Origin of the sequence: Sorangium sp. So ce836 (assembly GCF_028553905.1) — a bacterium.
Lineage (GTDB): Bacteria > Myxococcota_A > Polyangia > Polyangiales > Polyangiaceae > Sorangium > Sorangium cellulosum_D.
Genome location: NZ_CP102233.1, coordinates 8,067,235 through 8,083,089 on the forward strand (window position 1 = coordinate 8,067,235; position 15,855 = coordinate 8,083,089).

Annotated in this window: 10 protein-coding genes; 3 read left to right on the forward strand and 7 right to left on the reverse strand. The window is 74.4% G+C overall.

Features of this window, described 5'->3' with window-relative positions:
- Nucleotides 1-47: 47 nt before the first annotated feature.
- Genes NQZ70_RS29025 through NQZ70_RS29035 form a run of 3 tightly spaced genes read right to left on the reverse strand, consistent with a single transcriptional unit; the run spans nt 48 to nt 5,379 of the window.
- Nucleotides 48-725, reverse strand: a complete 678-nt coding sequence (locus NQZ70_RS29025; protein ID WP_129577109.1) for a DNA alkylation repair protein — start codon at nt 723-725, stop codon at nt 48-50.
- Nucleotides 722-2,920, reverse strand: a complete 2,199-nt coding sequence (locus NQZ70_RS29030) for an ATP-binding protein (RefSeq protein WP_129577110.1) — start codon at nt 2,918-2,920, stop codon at nt 722-724. Before NQZ70_RS29030 ends, NQZ70_RS29025 begins: the two co-directional genes overlap by 4 nt.
- A 47-nt stretch (nt 2,921-2,967) precedes the next feature.
- Nucleotides 2,968-5,379: a hypothetical protein gene (locus tag NQZ70_RS29035; protein ID WP_129577111.1), complete on the reverse strand. Its 2,412-nt coding sequence runs from the start codon at nt 5,377-5,379 to the stop codon at nt 2,968-2,970.
- 226 nt (nt 5,380-5,605) lie between these two features.
- Between NQZ70_RS29035 and NQZ70_RS29040 the strand changes: the two genes are divergently transcribed.
- Entirely contained in the window at nt 5,606-6,856 is a 1,251-nt protein-coding gene (locus tag NQZ70_RS29040) for an MFS transporter (RefSeq protein WP_129577112.1), read from the forward strand.
- A gap of 153 nt (nt 6,857-7,009) precedes the next feature.
- Here the strand turns inward: NQZ70_RS29040 and NQZ70_RS29045 are convergent, their stop codons facing one another.
- From NQZ70_RS29045 to NQZ70_RS29055, 3 genes are all read right to left on the reverse strand, one after another.
- Nucleotides 7,010-7,438 (reverse strand): HNH endonuclease, encoded by a 429-nt coding sequence (locus NQZ70_RS29045; RefSeq protein ID WP_129577113.1) that lies wholly within the window; start codon nt 7,436-7,438, stop codon nt 7,010-7,012.
- Nucleotides 7,428-7,835, reverse strand: a complete 408-nt coding sequence (locus NQZ70_RS29050) for a hypothetical protein (RefSeq protein WP_207217504.1) — start codon at nt 7,833-7,835, stop codon at nt 7,428-7,430. Before NQZ70_RS29050 ends, NQZ70_RS29045 begins: the two co-directional genes overlap by 11 nt.
- Before the next feature lie 1,215 nt (nt 7,836-9,050).
- Entirely contained in the window at nt 9,051-9,950 is a 900-nt protein-coding gene (locus NQZ70_RS29055; RefSeq protein ID WP_129577115.1) for a hypothetical protein, read from the reverse strand.
- A 175-nt stretch (nt 9,951-10,125) separates the two neighbouring features.
- Here NQZ70_RS29055 and NQZ70_RS29060 point away from each other — a divergent pair, with 175 nt between their 5' ends.
- Together NQZ70_RS29060 and NQZ70_RS29065 are read left to right on the forward strand one after the other, a co-directional pair.
- Nucleotides 10,126-11,556 carry an MATE family efflux transporter gene (locus NQZ70_RS29060; protein WP_129577116.1) on the forward strand — a complete coding sequence of 477 codons (1,431 nt, stop codon included), beginning with the start codon at nt 10,126-10,128 and terminating at the stop codon, nt 11,554-11,556.
- 65 nt (nt 11,557-11,621) lie between these two features.
- A complete protein-coding gene (locus NQZ70_RS29065; protein WP_129577117.1) occupies nt 11,622-12,212 on the forward strand; it encodes a Uma2 family endonuclease in 591 nt (196 codons plus the stop codon).
- Nucleotides 12,213-12,218: 6 nt separating this feature from the next.
- On the opposite strand, the gene NQZ70_RS29070 is transcribed toward NQZ70_RS29065, so the two are convergent.
- The gene (locus tag NQZ70_RS29070; RefSeq protein WP_237244149.1) at nt 12,219-15,827 is read right to left on the reverse strand and encodes a DEAD/DEAH box helicase; all 3,609 of its coding nucleotides are present in this window, start codon (nt 15,825-15,827) and stop codon (nt 12,219-12,221) included.
- Nucleotides 15,828-15,855 lie beyond the last annotated feature (28 nt).

The following is a 15,855-nucleotide window of genomic DNA, read 5'->3' on the forward strand; positions in this document are numbered from 1 at the left end:
CGGAGGCCGCGCGCGTCACCGCGACGGAGCGGGGCGAGCTGCCCCCCTCACCCGCCCCGCGCCTTCTCCGCCTTCTGCCGCCGCACCATCTCCGCGATCCAGACCGGCGCGAACGGCGGCGTGCAGCCCGGCGACGCCGGGTAGTCCTTGAGCACCTCGAGCCGCTCGCCGATGGCCACCGCGCGGGCGCGCAGCCCGGGGTTGCGGATGCCGATCTCGGCGAGGCAGTGGTTCATCGACCACTGCTTCGGGCCCGGCGCCGTCTTCATCTCCGCCTCGATCTGGTCGAGCAGCGCGGGGAGATCGAGGCCGGCAGGGCTCTTCACGACGCAGTCCGTCGTCAGGCTCCAGCCGGCGCGCCCGACCAGCGCGCTCGCGGAGTCCTTCCAGCGGACGCGCAGCTCCTCGACGTGGCGCGACGCCTTCACCACGTTGACGATGAACCAGTCGAGCAGCTTGGGGTAGCCGACCTCCCGGACCATCGCGTCCAGCTCGTCCGCCGAGAGGGCCTTCGGCTTGAACACGAGCGTCGAAAGGAGGCGGGCGTCGGGATCCCCGGTGCGCCACAGCTCGCCGGCCAGGGCGTGGTCCGCCTTCAGCCGCTTCGCGAGCGCGCGGAGCTCGGTGAGGTTCACGCCGTGGGCGTCTCCGGCGCGGGCGTTGACCTCGCGCATCTTCTCGTTGCCCAGCGCGGCGAGCTCCCGCATGACGTCGGCGAGGTTCATGAGCTGGACCGCGACCTCGTGCTCTCCCGCTCCTCGGCCCGGTTCGCCGTGACGACCTCGGCGATCGCGCTCAGCGCGTCCTCGGCGGAGAACGGCTTCTCCAGGAGCGGCCGGCCCGACGAGGCGAGGAACCGCTCCACGTCGGCGCCGAAGCCCACGCCGGTCATGAAGATGAACCCCTGCGCGAGCGCCGGATCGCTCTCGCGGATCCGCGTGTAGAAGACGTCGCCCGACATGCCGGGCATCCGCAGATCGCAGAGCACCACGTCGAACCGCTGGCCGCCGGCGAGCATCCCCATCGCCGCGTCCGCGCTCGGCGCGATCGCCACCTGGTGCACCCGGCCGAGCTGCTCGGACAGCGCGCGCGCCAGCGACGCCTCGTCCTCGACCACGAGCACCCGCGCCCGCTTCGACACGAGCCGCGGCACCGGCGAGACGCTCGGCGTCGCCTCCTCCGCGCGCCCCGCCGCCGGCAGCGAGATGATGAAGCGCGCCCCGCCCGGCGGATCGCCCCCGGGCACCGGGCTCTGCGCCGTGATCTGCCCGCCGGCGCGCTCGACGATCTCGCGGCTGATCGACAGGCCGAGCCCCGTGCCGACCTCGGGCCCCTTCGTCGTGAAGAACGGCGTCCAGATGCGCGGCAGGTTCTCCTCCGCGATGCCGCCGCCGGTGTCGGTCACCACGATCTCGACCGTGTCCCCGTCGCTCCGCGTCTCGACCGTCACGGTCTGATCGCGCGCCTCGTGCTTCGAGCTCGGCTTCGCGATCGCCTGGGCCGCGTTGACGAGCAGGTTCACGATGACCTGCCCGAGCCGGCCGTCGTCCATCAGGATCGGCGGCACCTCCGACAGGTTCTTCACGATCTGCGCCCGCTCGATGATCTGGCCGCGCGTCAGGCTCAGCGCCGACTCCACGGTGCGGTTCGCGTCCGTCAGCGTGCGCCGCGACCCCTCGGGCTGCGGCGGGCTCGCGAACAGCTTGAGGTCGCGGACGATGTCGACGATGCGCTTGATCGAGTCGCGCAGCTCCCGCAAGAGCTCCGACGCGCTCGAGGCGGCCGCGCCCTCCATGCGCACGTTCGGGCCGCGCAGCAGGCGGTCGAGCATGTCCAGGCCGAGCAGGATGAACGCCGCGGGGTTGTTGATCTCGTGCGCCACGCCGGCCGCCAGCGTGCCGAGCGTCGACAGCCGATCGACCTGGATGAGCCGCGTGCGCGCCGCGTGCTCGGTGCTCACGTCCGCGAGCACGCCCTCGATCGCCACCACGCGGCCGCGATCCGAGACCAGCGGGTACACCGTGCCGCGCGCGGTGATCGCGTCGCCGCCCCGCCGCCTGAGGCGCGCCTCGTAGGACGACGAGGGGGCGCCGAGCTTGGCCCGCGCCACCGCGTCCTCGAAGCACATCACGCCCTCCGGATCGGCGTGGGCCTCGCCGAGGAAGCCCGGCGTCTTCAGCGCCTCGGCCACCGGCACCCCGAGGAGCCGCTCGGCGTGGCGGTTCAGGAACGAGAGCTCGCCGGTCTCGGGATCGAGCCGGAAGATGATGAGCGGCGCGTTGTCGAGGAGGTTCCGGTGCTGCTCCTCGAGCTCGCGGATCCTGAGCAGCCGCTCGGCGGCCTCGCGCTCGCCGGCGACGACGCGCAGCGAGCGATCCAGGCCGGCGCCGAGCGCGTCGGCGAGCTCTTCCAGGAGCTCGACCGGCGCGGCGGCCGCCGCCGCGGCGTCCGCGTAGCCGAGCACGAGCGCCGCCACCACGGGGCCGACGCCGGAGCTGCTGGCGCGCGCCGCGGCCTCGGCGCCGGGCGGCGCGGCCCGCACCGGGAAGGCGACGTACGCGAGGCACCCCTCGGTCGGCCCCAGACCGTCGAGCGCGTCCCCCGCGCGGGTGTCGTCGCAGGAGAACGCCTTGCCCTCGCCGAACACCCGCCGGAAGAGCGCCGCCGGCGCGGGGAGCAGCGCGCCGAACGGCGCGGCGGCGAGCGTGTCGCTGCGGATGACCGCGTGCGCGCGGAGCTCGCCCTCGGGCTCCGGGAACAGCACCGCGAAGAGCTGGAACGAGGCGAACCGGCCGACGGCGGCGGCGAGCTCCTCGAACGGCCTCGGCAGGAGGAGGTTCGAGTGGCGGGCCACGACGGTGAGGACAGCGTTCAGCGCGACGAGGCGGCGGTACCTCTCGCTCGCAGGCGCATCGTGCATCGCCACGACATCTCACCACGTCGGCGCGCGGGGACGAGAGGCATTCTTCACTTTTGTCCGTCCGGCCTGTCGGATGGGGTCGCCGGGGCCGCGGGCCGGGGCGCCGCGTGGTCGCACCGCTCGAGCAGCCGGAGGGCGGCGTCCCGGCGCTCCTGGCTCACGGCGGGCCCGGCGCCGGCCGGCCCCTCGTGGGCGGCGTACTGGGCGAACATCCGGCGCGCGGTCTCGGCGTCGCCGACGCCGCACGCCACCACGAGGCGCAGCCGCTCGGCCTCGATCCAGACCCGCTGGATGGGCAGGTGGGCCCCGAGCGCCCGGTCCAGGCGATCGGCCGCCTCGTCGAAGCGGCCGTCGTTCAGGTACTGGCGGCCGAGGAGGTAGCTCGGCAGGCCGTCGCCGGGCGCCTGCGCGGCCCAGGCGCCGAGCAGCTCCGCCGCCCGGAACCGGTCCGGCGCGCCGCCGCGGGTCCCGATCAGCAGCTCGACCACGGCCGCGCGGGCCCGCTCGTCGTGGACGGCGGCGATCTTGACGTCGAGCGTCCGCAGCCGGTCCTCGTCGACGAGGCGGCCGGCGACCTCCTGGTACCACGCGACCGCGCGCTCCCGGTCGCCGGCCGAGAGCGCGACGTCGCCGAGCCGCTCCGCCGCGCGGTCGCGCAGGTGGCGCGGCACCGACGCGTCCCCGGCGATGACCTCCAGCTCGCGCACCCCCTCCGCCCGGCTGCCGGGCGCGTCGCTCGCGAGCCGCGTCTCGGCGATGGCGACGCGCGTCGCGGGGCTCTGGTCGAGCGCGAGGACGCGCCGGTACTCGGCGACGGCGCCCTCGTGGTCGCCGCGCGCGCGCAGCTGCTCCGCCTTCTGCGCGCACGCGTCGACCACGTGCGGGCAGCGCCGCTCGAACACGGCGGGCCGATCGAAGCGGGCCTTCGCCTGCGCCCTGGCCGCGTCCGGGAGCGACAGCGCGTCGAGCTCGGCGTGCCACGCGCGCTCCATCTCGTCCCACGAGGCGCCGGTGAGCTCGGGCAGCGGCTTGCCGCCGTACCAGGCGCGGACCGCGGCGGGCCCGTACGTCGCGCGCACGTGGCCGACGAAGGCGCCGCTCACGGTGTAGGCGGTCGACGAGTTCTCGGCCAGGAACCCGAGCGCGAACAGGCGCGACAGCCGCGGCAGGATCCCGAGATCTTTCATGGCCTTGGCCCACTCGCTCGGGCTCAGGTCCTCGCCCTCCCTTGGCGAGCCGGCGACGGCGATCCCCTCGATGAGGCCCGGGTCGGGGAGCCACCCGCCGAGCCGCCCGGCGATCTCGAACGGGCCGCGGGCGAAGGCGCCGGCGAGCACGTGCATGATCTCGTGCCCGAGGGTCGGGTGCGGGTAGCCGGCGGCCTGCAGGTACACCTCGCGGCGCCACGGCTTCGCCACGTACGTGCGCGACGCGCCCATGAGCGCGCCCTTCTGCGCCGCGCTCTCGAACAGGTAGGCGCGGACGCGGAGCGGCGCGCCGTCCTGCTCGGCGGGCGCGCCGAGCCAGCGCTCGCCGGCCGCGACGTGGGCGTCGCACTCGCGGACGAAGCGCTGGACGTCGGCCTCGCGCATGCCGCGCGGGTAGACGACCTCGCAGCGCTGGCCCTGCGAGAGGGCGCCGAGCTCGGCCGCGATGGTCTCGGAGGTCTGGAAGTGGCCGAGGCGCGCGCCTTCGAGGAGGTTCGCGGCGCTGAGGGCGGCGCACGCCGCGCCGAGCAGGAGCAGCCCGGGGCGGCCTTGCAGCTGGAACGACAGCCGGCCGCCCGCGTCGTGGACGAGGTGGTGGGCGAGCGCGGAGGCGGCGACCAGGGTGGCGAGCGTCCCGGCGCGGTAGGTGAGCAGCCCGGAGGCGTCGACGACGGTGTCGTAGAGGGTGCCGCTGAAGAAGCCGACGAACGGGTCGTAGGCGAAGACGATCGGGCTCGTGTAGAAGCGGACGGCGCTCACGCCGATCGAGGCGAGCGGGGCGGCGAGCGCGGCGAGGACGGCGACGAGCCGGCGCCGCCACGCGGGGGACGCAGGCGGCAGGGGCGCGGCGTCGTCGCGCCGGATGCCGGCGGCGAGCTCGCCCGCGACCGCGCCCCAGGCGCCGCCGAGGGCCGCGCCGAGGCCGGGGCCGAGGGCGAAGTGCGCGGAGCCGCCGAGCACGTCGCAGAAGCCTGCGCGGAGGCCGTGCGCCAGGGTGGTGGCGTACGCGACGACCGCGAGCAGGGCGCCGTTCGCGACGCCGCGGCGGAAGGCGTCGATCGGCAGGGGCCGGTGGGCGGCGACGTCGAGGGCGGTCGCGATCGCCGCGGCGCTCGGCGCGAGCAGGCCTGCGGCGAGCGCGCTCTCGTAGCCGGGGCCGTCGAAGAGGGGCAGGAGGCCGACGAGCGCCATCGCGATCGCGACGAGCGCTGCGGCGAGCCTCGTGGCTGGTGAACGCAGCAGCGTGGGCATGGGCGCGGGTGGCTCCAGGGCTGCTTTCGTAGTCGCGCCTGCCCGGAGAGGCGACCCTCATTCCGCGGCGCTCCGTCCTTCCTTCGTCTCTGCTTCTACTCGCGCCCCCGCCCCAGGTGGTGTCCTGATTAGGGGCGCTCGACGGTCTCCGGACCCGAGTAGTTTCGTGAGATTGTACATGGCAAAGGGAGGCAGAGACGGGCAAATTGGGGCACCACCCGGCCCCATGTCCCCTCCCCCCGCCGGCCTCTCTCGCCACCCCGATTTCCTGCGCCTCTGGGCCGCGCAGGCGGTGAGCGCGCTGGGCAGCCGCGTCAGCCGGACGGCGCTGCCCGTGATCGCCATCGTGAGCCTCGGCGCCGACGCGGCCGGCGTCGCGGCGCTCTCGGCGCTGTCGACCGCCCCGGGCGTCCTCGTGGGGCTCTTCGCGGGCGGGCTCGTCGACCGCTCGCGCAAGCGGCCGCTGCTCATCGGCGCGGATCTCGCGCGCGCCGCGCTGATCCTCTCGGTGCCGATCGCGGCCTGGGCCGGCGCGCTGACCCTCTTCCAGCTCTCCGCGGTGGCCGCGCTGGTCGGCGTCGCCACTTCCCTGTTCCAGATCGCCGACAACGCGTACTTGCCGGCGCTGGTCGGGCAGGATCGCCTGGTCGAGGCGAACGCCCGGCTGGAGATGACCGAGGCCGCCGCGGAGATCGCCGGCCCGGGCGCCGCGGGCATCCTGATCCAGGTGCTCACCGCGCCGGTGACGATGGTGGCGGACGCGCTGTCCTACCTCGGGTCGGCGGCGCTCCTCGGGCGCATCCGGGCGGTCGAGGCGCCGGCCGCCCCTGCGGGCGACGCGGCCGAGGGGGGCGCCTCGCTGCGCGAGGATCTCCGCGTGGGGCTGCGCCACGGCCTCGGCCACCCCGTGGTCGGCGCGACGTTCCTGGCCATGGGCGCGCAGGCGCTCTTCAGCGGCGGGGTCTTCTCCGCGCTGTACATGCTCTACCTCCTGGAGGGCCTGCGGCTGGATCCCGCCGCGGTCGGGCTGATCATCAGCGCGGGCGGCGTCGGCGCGCTGGGCGGCAGCGTCATCGCGGGGTGGCTGGGCCGCCGCCTCGGCGCCGGGCCTGCGATGATCCTCAGCCTCGCGGTGGGCCAGGCCGGCGCCGCGCTCATCCCGCTCGCCGCGCACCTCGGGCGGCTCGCGGTCCCTGCGCTCGTGCTGCACCAGCTCCTCGGGGACGCGTTCCTCGTGGCGTTCATGATCCACGCGGTGAGCGCCCGGCAATCGATGCTGCCGCTCCACGTGCTCGGCCGGGTCAACGCCACGCTCCACGTGCTCACCGGCGCGCTCTTGCCGGCGGGCACGCTCGCGGCCGGCTGGCTCGCGGGTCGGATCGGCGTCGAGGCGGCGGTGTGGTGCGGCGTCATCGCGGGCCTCGCCGCGCCGCTCCTGCTGCTGCGCCCCGCGGTGTGGCGGCTGCGGGCGGCCTGAGAGGGCCGCTGTGTGCGCGGGCGCGCCCCGCGGCGAGCTGCGTTTGTTCGAGCAAGGTCGGGAGGAGCTCTGGAGCGCGCGCAGCCCGGAGCGCCTTGCGGGCGCCTGGCCGCCGGGTTGCGCGGCAAGCGCGGGAACATCGATGCTTTTAGGTCAATCCTTGGGTGGATGCCAGCCGGCGATCACCCAGCCCCGCCGGGCTTCCACGAGCTCGGCGCGGTTCAAGCGAACGGCAACGACGGTAGCCCTGCCCGTGGGGGTCTTGCCGATGATCTGGTCTCCCGCCGCGCTCCACGAGAAATGATCCGGCCACGCCTGTCGGCGCGGATCGAAGATGCGCACGGTCTCCCCGGTGTGAGGGTCGGAGGCCGCGATGCGGTTGCCCTTGTGCTCGTTACAGAGGGAGCACGCCAGCCAGAGGTTCTCTCTCTCGGTGAGGCCTCCCAGCGACTCGGGGATGATGTGATCGATCTCCATCGGCGAGCCGATGATGCGCGACGACGTGAGGCAGAAGCCGCACCGGTGGCGCGCCTCTGCGGCGACTTGCTCCCGCAGCGCCGTGGAGATGTAACTACGGCTCATTCTTCTGGAGCAGCACCGAGACATCGTGCCCACGCTGCTTGAGCAACGCAGCCGCTCGGGAGCGAACCAGCATGATCCGCGTATACTCCTTCACGAGCATCGCAAGCGCATCGGACTCCGATGCAGAGAGCCCTTCTCCCTGGCGCTTGACGTGGAGGGCCTCGAGGTCGGCAGCCTTCTGAGCGGCCAGGGAGGTCCTCGCGGCTCGCCATAAGGCCTCGTCGTCCAGGAGGTGCAGCGCGGCGATCGACTCGGCCATGTCGGCGGGCAGCTCTTCGGGCTCGTCCGGGAGCAACGCCGCCACCGCCTCGACGAGCTCAGCCTCGACGGTCCGATGCATCCTGCTCGCGCGTCGTGCCAGCCGCTCGTACAGAGGCTCCGGCAGGTTCACGGTCACCGCTTGAACGGCCATTGATTTACCCTACTCCGCGCCACATCGGGAGGCAAGCGTCGCCAGGTCAGGGCGCTCGGCGCAGGCGCCATCCCTCGCAGCCGAACGGGTGCGTGCATCATCGACACGTCGAGCTGTGGGTGCCGTGACGGGTTCGAGAGCTGTTTCTGAGCGCATGAGGCCGTCCGGGTGTGCTGGCAGGGATCGCTGGTCGAGATGGAACAATCGCCACAAGCATCCCCGCATCAGGCGACGGCGCTCGCAGTGTGTAGTCCGAGGCGGAGCTCAGCCCCGTCGGGTACAACGACTCAGACAAACAAGAATAAGACACCAAGGACGTCCATAGAAGGGAGAGACGAAGACGGGCGTCTCCTCTCTCTTGGTGTCCTCGGCGCCTTGGGATTTCAACTCTTCTCGTGCCCCCCGACACGCCGCGTCCTCCGCCCTGGCGCGGAGCCCCGCGTTGGTGCGGCCGAGGTGGATCGCTCCCGCGATGCAACCCCTTGCACGGCCCTGCGCCAGTGCCGTCGGGACGTGCGGCCGGGGTCCCGGGGACCGCAAACCGTTGTTCAATGACGCAAACCATTGCGGAAGGGAGCAACCGGTTGCGGAGCCCCTCTGCGATTGGCGCCGCGAAGGCTCCTTTCGCCCGCGCGGCATCTGTGCGCTCGCTCAGGGGGTTTCGCGCTGCCGGCCCGGTGTCCCGAGCCACCTCGAAAGGGCTCGTGGCCACATGCACCGACCGTCTCGGGTGGCGCGGACGGCTCGGTCGCGCCCGGACGAGAGGCGAGCGATCGCTCCCTGGACAGCGATCGCCTCCAGGACGCGCTTGAAGATGGCCGGAGCCGGTCCGGAGAGCGCCGGCGCGGGGCTGGAGAGCGCCGGAGCCGGTCCGGAGAGCACCGGCGCGGCAGCGGAAGAGCGCCGGTGCCGGTCTGGAAACCGGGGCGGCGGGTCTGGACACCGCCGCAGCCGGTCCGGAGAGCGCGGAGCGAGGTCTGCGCACATCTCGAGACCCCCTCGGCCGCTCTCGAGACCCCCTCGGCCGCTCTCGAGACCCCCCTCGGCCATTCTCGAGACCCCCCTCGGCCATTCTCGAGACCCCCCTCGGCCATTCTCGAGACCCCCTCCTCCGGCTCCCCGGACCGGCTTTCCGCTTCCGCCGCGCCGCCCCGCCGGCCTCCCCGGCGCCTGGCGGGCCGGGCGGCGCCCGGCGCCGCGTCAGCCGAGCGGCGGCTCCGCGCCCGCGACCTCGACCTCGGCGCCGTCGTCGGCCCCGTCGAGCGGCGGCTCCTCCTCGACCACCTCCTCGGCGGCGGCCGCCGCGCGCTTCATCACCGTGAGGCCGAGCTGGATCTGCGCCTTGACCGAGAAGACCTGCCGGAGCGTCGTCGCCCAGTCGTTGAACCAGTCGCGCAGCCCCTCGAGCGCCTCCCGCTGCTCCTTCCGGGCCCGCTCCAGCTCCGCCACGGGCACCCTGGGCGGCTGCCCCGGCGCGCCGGCGCCGGCCTCCAGCCGCGCGATCTGCTCGCGCACGTGCTGCATCCTCGCCTCGGTCAGCCCGCGCGCCGTCAGCGTCTTGTGGACCTTCTTCGCGTCGCCGTCGCTGTTCCTGGCGAGCCCCTCGACCCGGCGAAGGAACGTCCCGACCGACATGATCACCGCCGGCCCGAGCGGCTGCTGCTCCAGGTTCTTGAAGAACGCGGCCTCGAACCCGCCGCGCCGCTCGCGCGGCACCACGCGGCGGATGATCGCCCGCGCGCGCGGGAACCACGTGTTCTCGAAGGTATCGACCTCCTGGAGCAGCCGCATCCGCTCCGTCCCCTCCACCCCCCCGCCGCTCGCGGCCTCCACGAACAGGTGCTCCAGCGGGCGCTGCTCGCCCGAGGCGAGCTTGAGCAGCCGCCACCCCTCGCGGTGCTCCTCGGCCGTGTAGCCCTCGCGACGCGCCCGCTCCACGAACGGCGCGGCCTGGACGTTGACCAGGAGCTTGAGGGCGCGCCCCAGGAGATCCTGCTCGGCCGCGGTGAGCACCAGCGGCAAGGTCGCCTCGGACGGCTCCGGGGCCGCGCCCCGCGCCCCCGGCTGCTTGGGGGCGCCGGCGGACTTCGCTTTCGGCATGTCGTTCTCCTCTCGCTGGCGCAACCGCAGGAAGGACCGAAGCGCTCAGCGGCCGGCGCGGGCTGCAAACCGCGCGCCAGCGGGCATGGACTGTCGCCGCGCGTCGGCTAAGTTACGCCGCACCCGAGCCCCCCCCACGATCCCTCTTTCCGCCCGCCCGCGGGCGAGGAGCCCGATGAAACCGACGTTCGGCACCGATCTGACGACCGGCAGCATCCCAAGACACATCGTGACGTTCTCGCTCCCGATGCTCCTCGGGGGCTTCCTCCAGACGACCTACAGCTTCATCAACGCCATCTGGGTCGGCCAGTACCTGGGCACGGTCGCCCTGGCGGCCGTCACCGTGAGCTTCCCCGTCGTCTTCACGATCTTCGGCGTCGGGATGGGGATGACCCTGGCGACGAACATCCTCGTCTCGCAGAGCTTCGGCGCCAGGCGGTTCGACGAGCTGAAGCGCGTGGTGGACGGCTCGACCGTGCTCATCTACGGCCTCGGCATCGTCTTGACCGTCGTCGGCGAGATCTTCACGCCCGAGATCCTCCGCGCGATGGACACGCCGGCCGAGGTGATCGAGCCTGCCGTGCACTACCTCCGCGTCTACCTGCTCTCGCTGCCCTTCAGCTTCGGCATGTTCGCGCTGAGGAGCATGCTGCAGGGAACGGGAGACTCGAAGACTCCCCTCTATTTTCTGCTCGGCGGCGTCCTGTTCACGACGGTGCTCGACCCGCTCCTCATCTTCGGGAAGCTGGGGCTGCCAAAGCTCGGCCTGAACGGGACGGCCTGGGCCACGATCGTCTCTCAGGTCCTCGCGCTCGTGGCGCTCAACGGGTATCTCTATGCCCGGAAATCCCCGATCTCGCCGAGGTGGCCCCGCTTCGGCCAGCTCGGCCCGACGATCCGGCGGACGCTCCGCATCGGCGTGCCGGCGGCCGTGCAGCAGTCGGTGGTCTCGCTCGGCATGGTGGTGGTGACGGGGATCGTGAACGGGTTCGGGGAGGTCGCGACCGCGGCGTTCGGCGCGGCCTCGCGCATCGACCAGATCGCGTTCCTGCCCGCGATCAACATGGGAATGGCGATATCGACGCTCGCCGGGCAGAACCTGGGCGCGGGGCACCACGGCCGCGTGCGCGAGGTCTTCCGGTGGGGCTGCGTCTTCAGCGCCGCGATCACGCTCGCGTGCTCGGCGGCGGCGGTCATCTTCCCCGAGGCGCTCCTCCGGGTGTTCATCGCCGATCCGGTCGTCATCGACCTCGGCGTCTCGTACCTGCACATCGTCGGCGCGTCGTATGTGCTCTTCGGCCTCTCCTTCGTGAGCAACGGCATCATCAACGGCGCCGGCGCGACCATGGTCACGACCGCGATCTCGCTGCTCGGCCTCTGGGTGGTCCGCGCCCCGCTCGCCTACTTCCTCTCCCGCGAGATGCGCAGCGTGAAGGGCGTCTGGTACGCCATCGCGGCGAGCTTCGTCGTGTCGCTCGCCGCGAGCCTGGCCTACTACGCCACGGGGCGCTGGAAGCGGGTGGTCGTCCACCCCGCCGGCCCGGCGGACGCGGCGAGGCAAGCCGACCCCGCGAAGGGGTTCGCGAACGAGGTCGGCGAGGCGTGATCCGCCGACTGCGCCCCCGCCGGGCGCAGCTTGCCTGGCCGTGCGCCCGCAGGCAGGCTGGAGCCATGGGCCAGCCCGCCGAGAAGCCCCGCCGCGCCACGTACGCCGACCTCGAGGCCGCCCCGCCGAACAAGGTGGCAGAGCTCATCCGCGGCGTGCTGCACGTCTTCCCGCGGCCTGCGCCGCGGCATGCGCGCGCCGCGTCGAGCCTGGGCATCGAGATCGGCGGTCCCTTCGACCACGGCAGGAACGGCCCAGGCGGATGGTGGATCCTGGACGAGCCCGAGCTGCACTTCCCCGATCCGGAATCGCCGGGCGACGTGGAAGCCGTCGTGCCGGACATCGCCGGCTGGCGCCGGGAGCGCATGCCCGAGCTCCCCGACACACCCTACTTCTCGCTCGCTCCGGACTGGATCTGCGAGGTCCTGAGCCCCTCGACAGAGCAGCACGATCGCAAGGAGAAGATGCCCCTCTACGCGCGCGAAGGCGTGCTGCACGCGTGGCTGGTCGATCCCATCCAGCGGACCCTGGAGGTCCTCTCGCTCGCCCCCGGCCGCGGCTGGATCCAGCTCGCCGTCCACCGCGACGCCGCGCGCGTCCGCGCCGCGCCGTTCGAGGCGATCGAGCTGGAGCTCGCCGTGCTCTGGGCGACGTAGCGCCCCTCAGGCGGGCGCCGGCGCCCCGGCGCCGGGATCCTCGTCGAGCCCGGCGGCGCGCTCCGCCTCGCCGGCCTCGCCGCCGCCCGGCCCCCGCAGCCGCGCCGAGAGCAGCCCCAGGAGCTCCTGCGTCGAGAGCTTGCCCGCCGCGTCCTTGCCGCCGAGGACCTGGGCCGCGAGCGAGCGCTTCTGCTCGTGCAGCGACAGCATCTGCTCCTCGATCGTCCCGAGCGCCACCAGGCGGTAGATGGTGACCGGCCGGCGCTGGCCCAGCCGGTGCGCGCGATCCGAGGCCTGATCCTCGACCGCGGGGTTCCACCAGGGGTCGAGGAGGATCACGTTGGTGGCCGCCGTGAGGTTGACGCCGAAGCCGCCCGCCTTGAGCGAGATGAGGAAGAGCGGCGCCGCACCCTCCTGGAACTCGCGCACCCGCTCGCCCCGCGCCCGCCGCGGCGTCTCGCCGTCGAGGTAGACGTACGCGACGCCGCGCGCCTCGAGCGCCTCGCGCACCAGCGCGAGGTGCGAGGTGAACTGGCTGAAGACGAGCGCGCGCTGCCCCTCCGCCCGCAGCTCGTCGACGAGCTCGAGGAGGCGCGCGAGCTTGGACGAGGCGAGCGCCGAGCGCTCGTCGTAGAGCCGCGGGTGCGAGGCGAGCAGCCGCAGCCGCGTGAGCGCCGCGAGCACCTCGACCCGCCGCTGCTGCTCGCGGCGGACCGACCGGCGCGTCTCGAGATCGGAGAGCGCCGCGAGGCGCGCGTCCTCGTACAGCTGCCACTCGGCGCTCGAGAGGACGACCGGCACGCGCACCTCGGTGCGCGCCGGGAGCTCGGCCTCCACCTGCGCCTTGGTCCGACGCAGGAGGAAGGGGGCGAGCACGCGCGCGAGCGCGGGCGCCGCGGCGGGATCGCCGTGCCGCTCGATCGGCGCGGCATAGCGATCGCGGAACGAGTCCCAGCTGCCCAGGAGGCCGGGAAAGACGATCGTGAACAGGCTCCAGAGCTCGCCGAGGTGGTTCTCGAGCGGCGTGCCGGAGAGCGCGATCGTGAAGTCCGCCTGGAGCGCCCGCGCGGCGCGCGCGCGCAGGGTGGTCGCGTTCTTCAGGCTCTGGGCCTCGTCGAAGACGACCGTGGCGAAGCGCCGGGCCGCGAGGCGCGCGGCGTCGCGCGCGAGCAGGCCGTAGCTGAGCACCAGCACGTCGCCCGGGCCGAGCCGCGCGAGCGCGCCGTCGCGATCGGCCTCGTCCGCGTAGAGCGTGAGGCGCAGCGAGGGCGCGAAGCGGTGCGCCTCGTCCCGCCAGTTGAAGGCCACCGACGTCGGGGCGAGGACGAGCGCCGGCCCGCGCTCGGCGCGCTCGAGCAGGACGGCCAGCGCCTGCACGGTCTTGCCGAGGCCCATGTCGTCGGCGAGCACGCCCCCGGCCCCCCAGGCCGCGAGCCGCACGAGCCAGCGGTAACCGTCGACCTGATACGGGCGGAGCTCGGTCCCGAGCGCCGGTGGGACCGCCGGGCAGAGCTCTCCGGCGGCCGCGACGCGCTCGGCGAGCCGCCGGAAGGCGCCGTCCCCGTCGAGCGCGGCGCCGGCCTGCTCGATCTCCCACAGCACCCCGGCGGCCGAGGGGCCCACCGCGAGGCCGTGCCGGGTCTCGTGGACATGGTCCGACAGGCGCTCGAGGTGGGCGCGCAGCGCCTCGCCCAGCTCCACGTAGGTCTGCGCCTCGACCTGCACGTAACGCTCGCCGCGCCGCGCCGCCTCGAGCAGCCGCGCGAGCTCCACGCGCTCGCCCTCGACGCTCAGGCCGCCGAGGACGCCGAACCACTCGCGCCGCCGCTCGAGGATGATCTTGAGCGCCTGGGGGCCGCGGCTCGCCACCGCGCGGAGCGGCGCGCCGACCCACTCGAGCTCCGGCGGCGGGTCGCGCGCCGCGCAGGCCGCGAGCAGGTCGAGCGCGCCGTGCGCGCTGGCGAAGCGGTAGTGGAAGCGGCGATCCTCGAGCGGCTCGGCCCCGGCGAGCGGGAGCTCGGCCGCGAGCGCGGCGGCGAAGCCCTCTTCCCGGGCGAGGTCGCGCACCGCGTGCAGCGCCTTCTCCCCGCGCCGCACGTGCACGTCGCGGGCGCCCGCGCCGGGCGCGAGCGTCGGGCCGCCTTCGAGCGGCCGGATGCGCAGCTCCACCTCGACCGCGCCGCGGGGCTGGGCGGTGAGCCGCAGCACCGGGCTCAGCGCGGGCGGGACCGACTCGCCCATCACGCTGCGCGGCATGGCGACGGGCACGCGCTGCGCCCACCGCGCGAGCGCTGCGAGCAGGGCGGCGTGGCTCTCGGGCGGGAAGACGTTGCCCTCGCGCAGGAGCACGTCGAGGAGCGACCGGACCTCGGTCTTGACGTCGAGCAGCGTGAGCCGGCGCGCGCCCTTGTCCCAGTCCCAGAGGAACAGCACCTCCTCGGGCCGGGCCCGGCGCAGGCGCTCGAGCAGCGGCGGGGGCAGCGCGGTGCCCTCGACGCCGGCGCTCACCCGCACGGCGCCGTGGCGCTCCTCGGCCACGAGGCCCACCGGCGTGCGCTCGATGCGCACAGCGACGTCGGGCGCCTCGCCGAGGACGAGGCGCGGGTGGCCGATGAGCGCGTCGAGCAGCGCCCGCGAGGCGAACGCGTCGCCGTCGGGCAGGAGCGCCGCGATGCGGGCGTCCTCGGCGGAGAGCTTCGCGCCGTGCTCCAGGAGGAGGCGCTTCTTGCCGACGCGCGCGCCGGCGCCGCGCTGGCCCTTCTTGCCGACGCGGTGGATCCAGGGGGCGACCGCGACGCCGGCGCCTTCGACGACGTCGAGCCGGAAGGTGAGCTCGACGCCGGCGCGCGCGCCGGGGCCGTCGTCGAACGCCCGGTCGAGCGCCAGCAAGGTGCGCTCCCAGGGGGGGCGCCCGAGCTCGTCGAGCGCCCGGGAGAAGGCCTCGCCGGGGGGCTGGCGGAGCCAGAGCAGCGCCGCGTCGATGGCCGCGAGCACGTGCACGCAGTCGGCCGCGCCGCAGCCGCACTCGGCGCGGAGCGCCCCGGGGGCGAGGGTGAGCCGCGCCTCGGGCCGGACGAAGCCGGCGCCCACGCGCTGCGATTCGTAGGGCAGCGGGTCGTCGAGGCGGAAGCCGGGCAGCGCCGCGTCGAAGCGCAGCGGGGCGGCCCGGAGCGCCCGCTCGGGGCGCGGGGCCACGGCGTCGGGGACGCGGGCGCGCAGGGCGCAGAGGAGGGCGTGCGCCGGCTGGGCCCGCGGCTCGTCGGGCGGCCGGAGCAGCGCGGGGACCGCGGCGCGCGCCAGCGCGGCGGCGGCGCGCTCGTCCTCCAGGAAGGCGAGGACGGCGGGCGGCAGCGCGTCGCGGAGGCGCGAGGGCGGCAGCCACTCGATCGAGCGCGCGAGCTCGTCGTCGCTCGCGAGGTCGATGAGGCGCCGCCGCGCGCCGAGGACCCGCAGCTCGGGCCAGAGGGCGGGATCGAGGCGCGGGGCCACGGCCTCGAGGTTCAGCCGGGCGAGGTGCGCGATGGCGTGGCGCGCGAGCCAGGACAGGAGCGCCGCCCGCGTCGCGAACGGCGCCTCCGGCGCTCCGGGGGTGACGGGCTGGGGGTCGCCTGGCATGGTCGGGCCGCGCAACGTCATCGGTGCG

What these genes read in the sequence shown, in the direction of transcription:
- NQZ70_RS29025 (WP_129577109.1), bottom strand. Translation starts at nt 725, where the DNA reads ATGAACCTCGCCGACGTCATGCGGGAGCTCGCCGCGCTGGGCAACGAG.
- NQZ70_RS29030 (WP_129577110.1), bottom strand. Translation starts at nt 2,920, where the DNA reads ATGCACGATGCGCCTGCGAGCGAGAGGTACCGCCGCCTCGTCGCGCTG.
- NQZ70_RS29035 (WP_129577111.1), bottom strand. Translation starts at nt 5,379, where the DNA reads ATGCCCACGCTGCTGCGTTCACCAGCCACGAGGCTCGCCGCAGCGCTC.
- NQZ70_RS29040 (WP_129577112.1), top strand. Translation starts at nt 5,606, where the DNA reads ATGTCCCCTCCCCCCGCCGGCCTCTCTCGCCACCCCGATTTCCTGCGC.
- NQZ70_RS29045 (WP_129577113.1), bottom strand. Translation starts at nt 7,438, where the DNA reads ATGAGCCGTAGTTACATCTCCACGGCGCTGCGGGAGCAAGTCGCCGCA.
- NQZ70_RS29055 (WP_129577115.1), bottom strand. Translation starts at nt 9,950, where the DNA reads ATGCCGAAAGCGAAGTCCGCCGGCGCCCCCAAGCAGCCGGGGGCGCGG.
- NQZ70_RS29060 (WP_129577116.1), top strand. Translation starts at nt 10,126, where the DNA reads ATGAAACCGACGTTCGGCACCGATCTGACGACCGGCAGCATCCCAAGA.
- NQZ70_RS29065 (WP_129577117.1), top strand. Translation starts at nt 11,622, where the DNA reads ATGGGCCAGCCCGCCGAGAAGCCCCGCCGCGCCACGTACGCCGACCTC.
- NQZ70_RS29070 (WP_237244149.1), bottom strand. Translation starts at nt 15,827, where the DNA reads ATGCCAGGCGACCCCCAGCCCGTCACCCCCGGAGCGCCGGAGGCGCCG.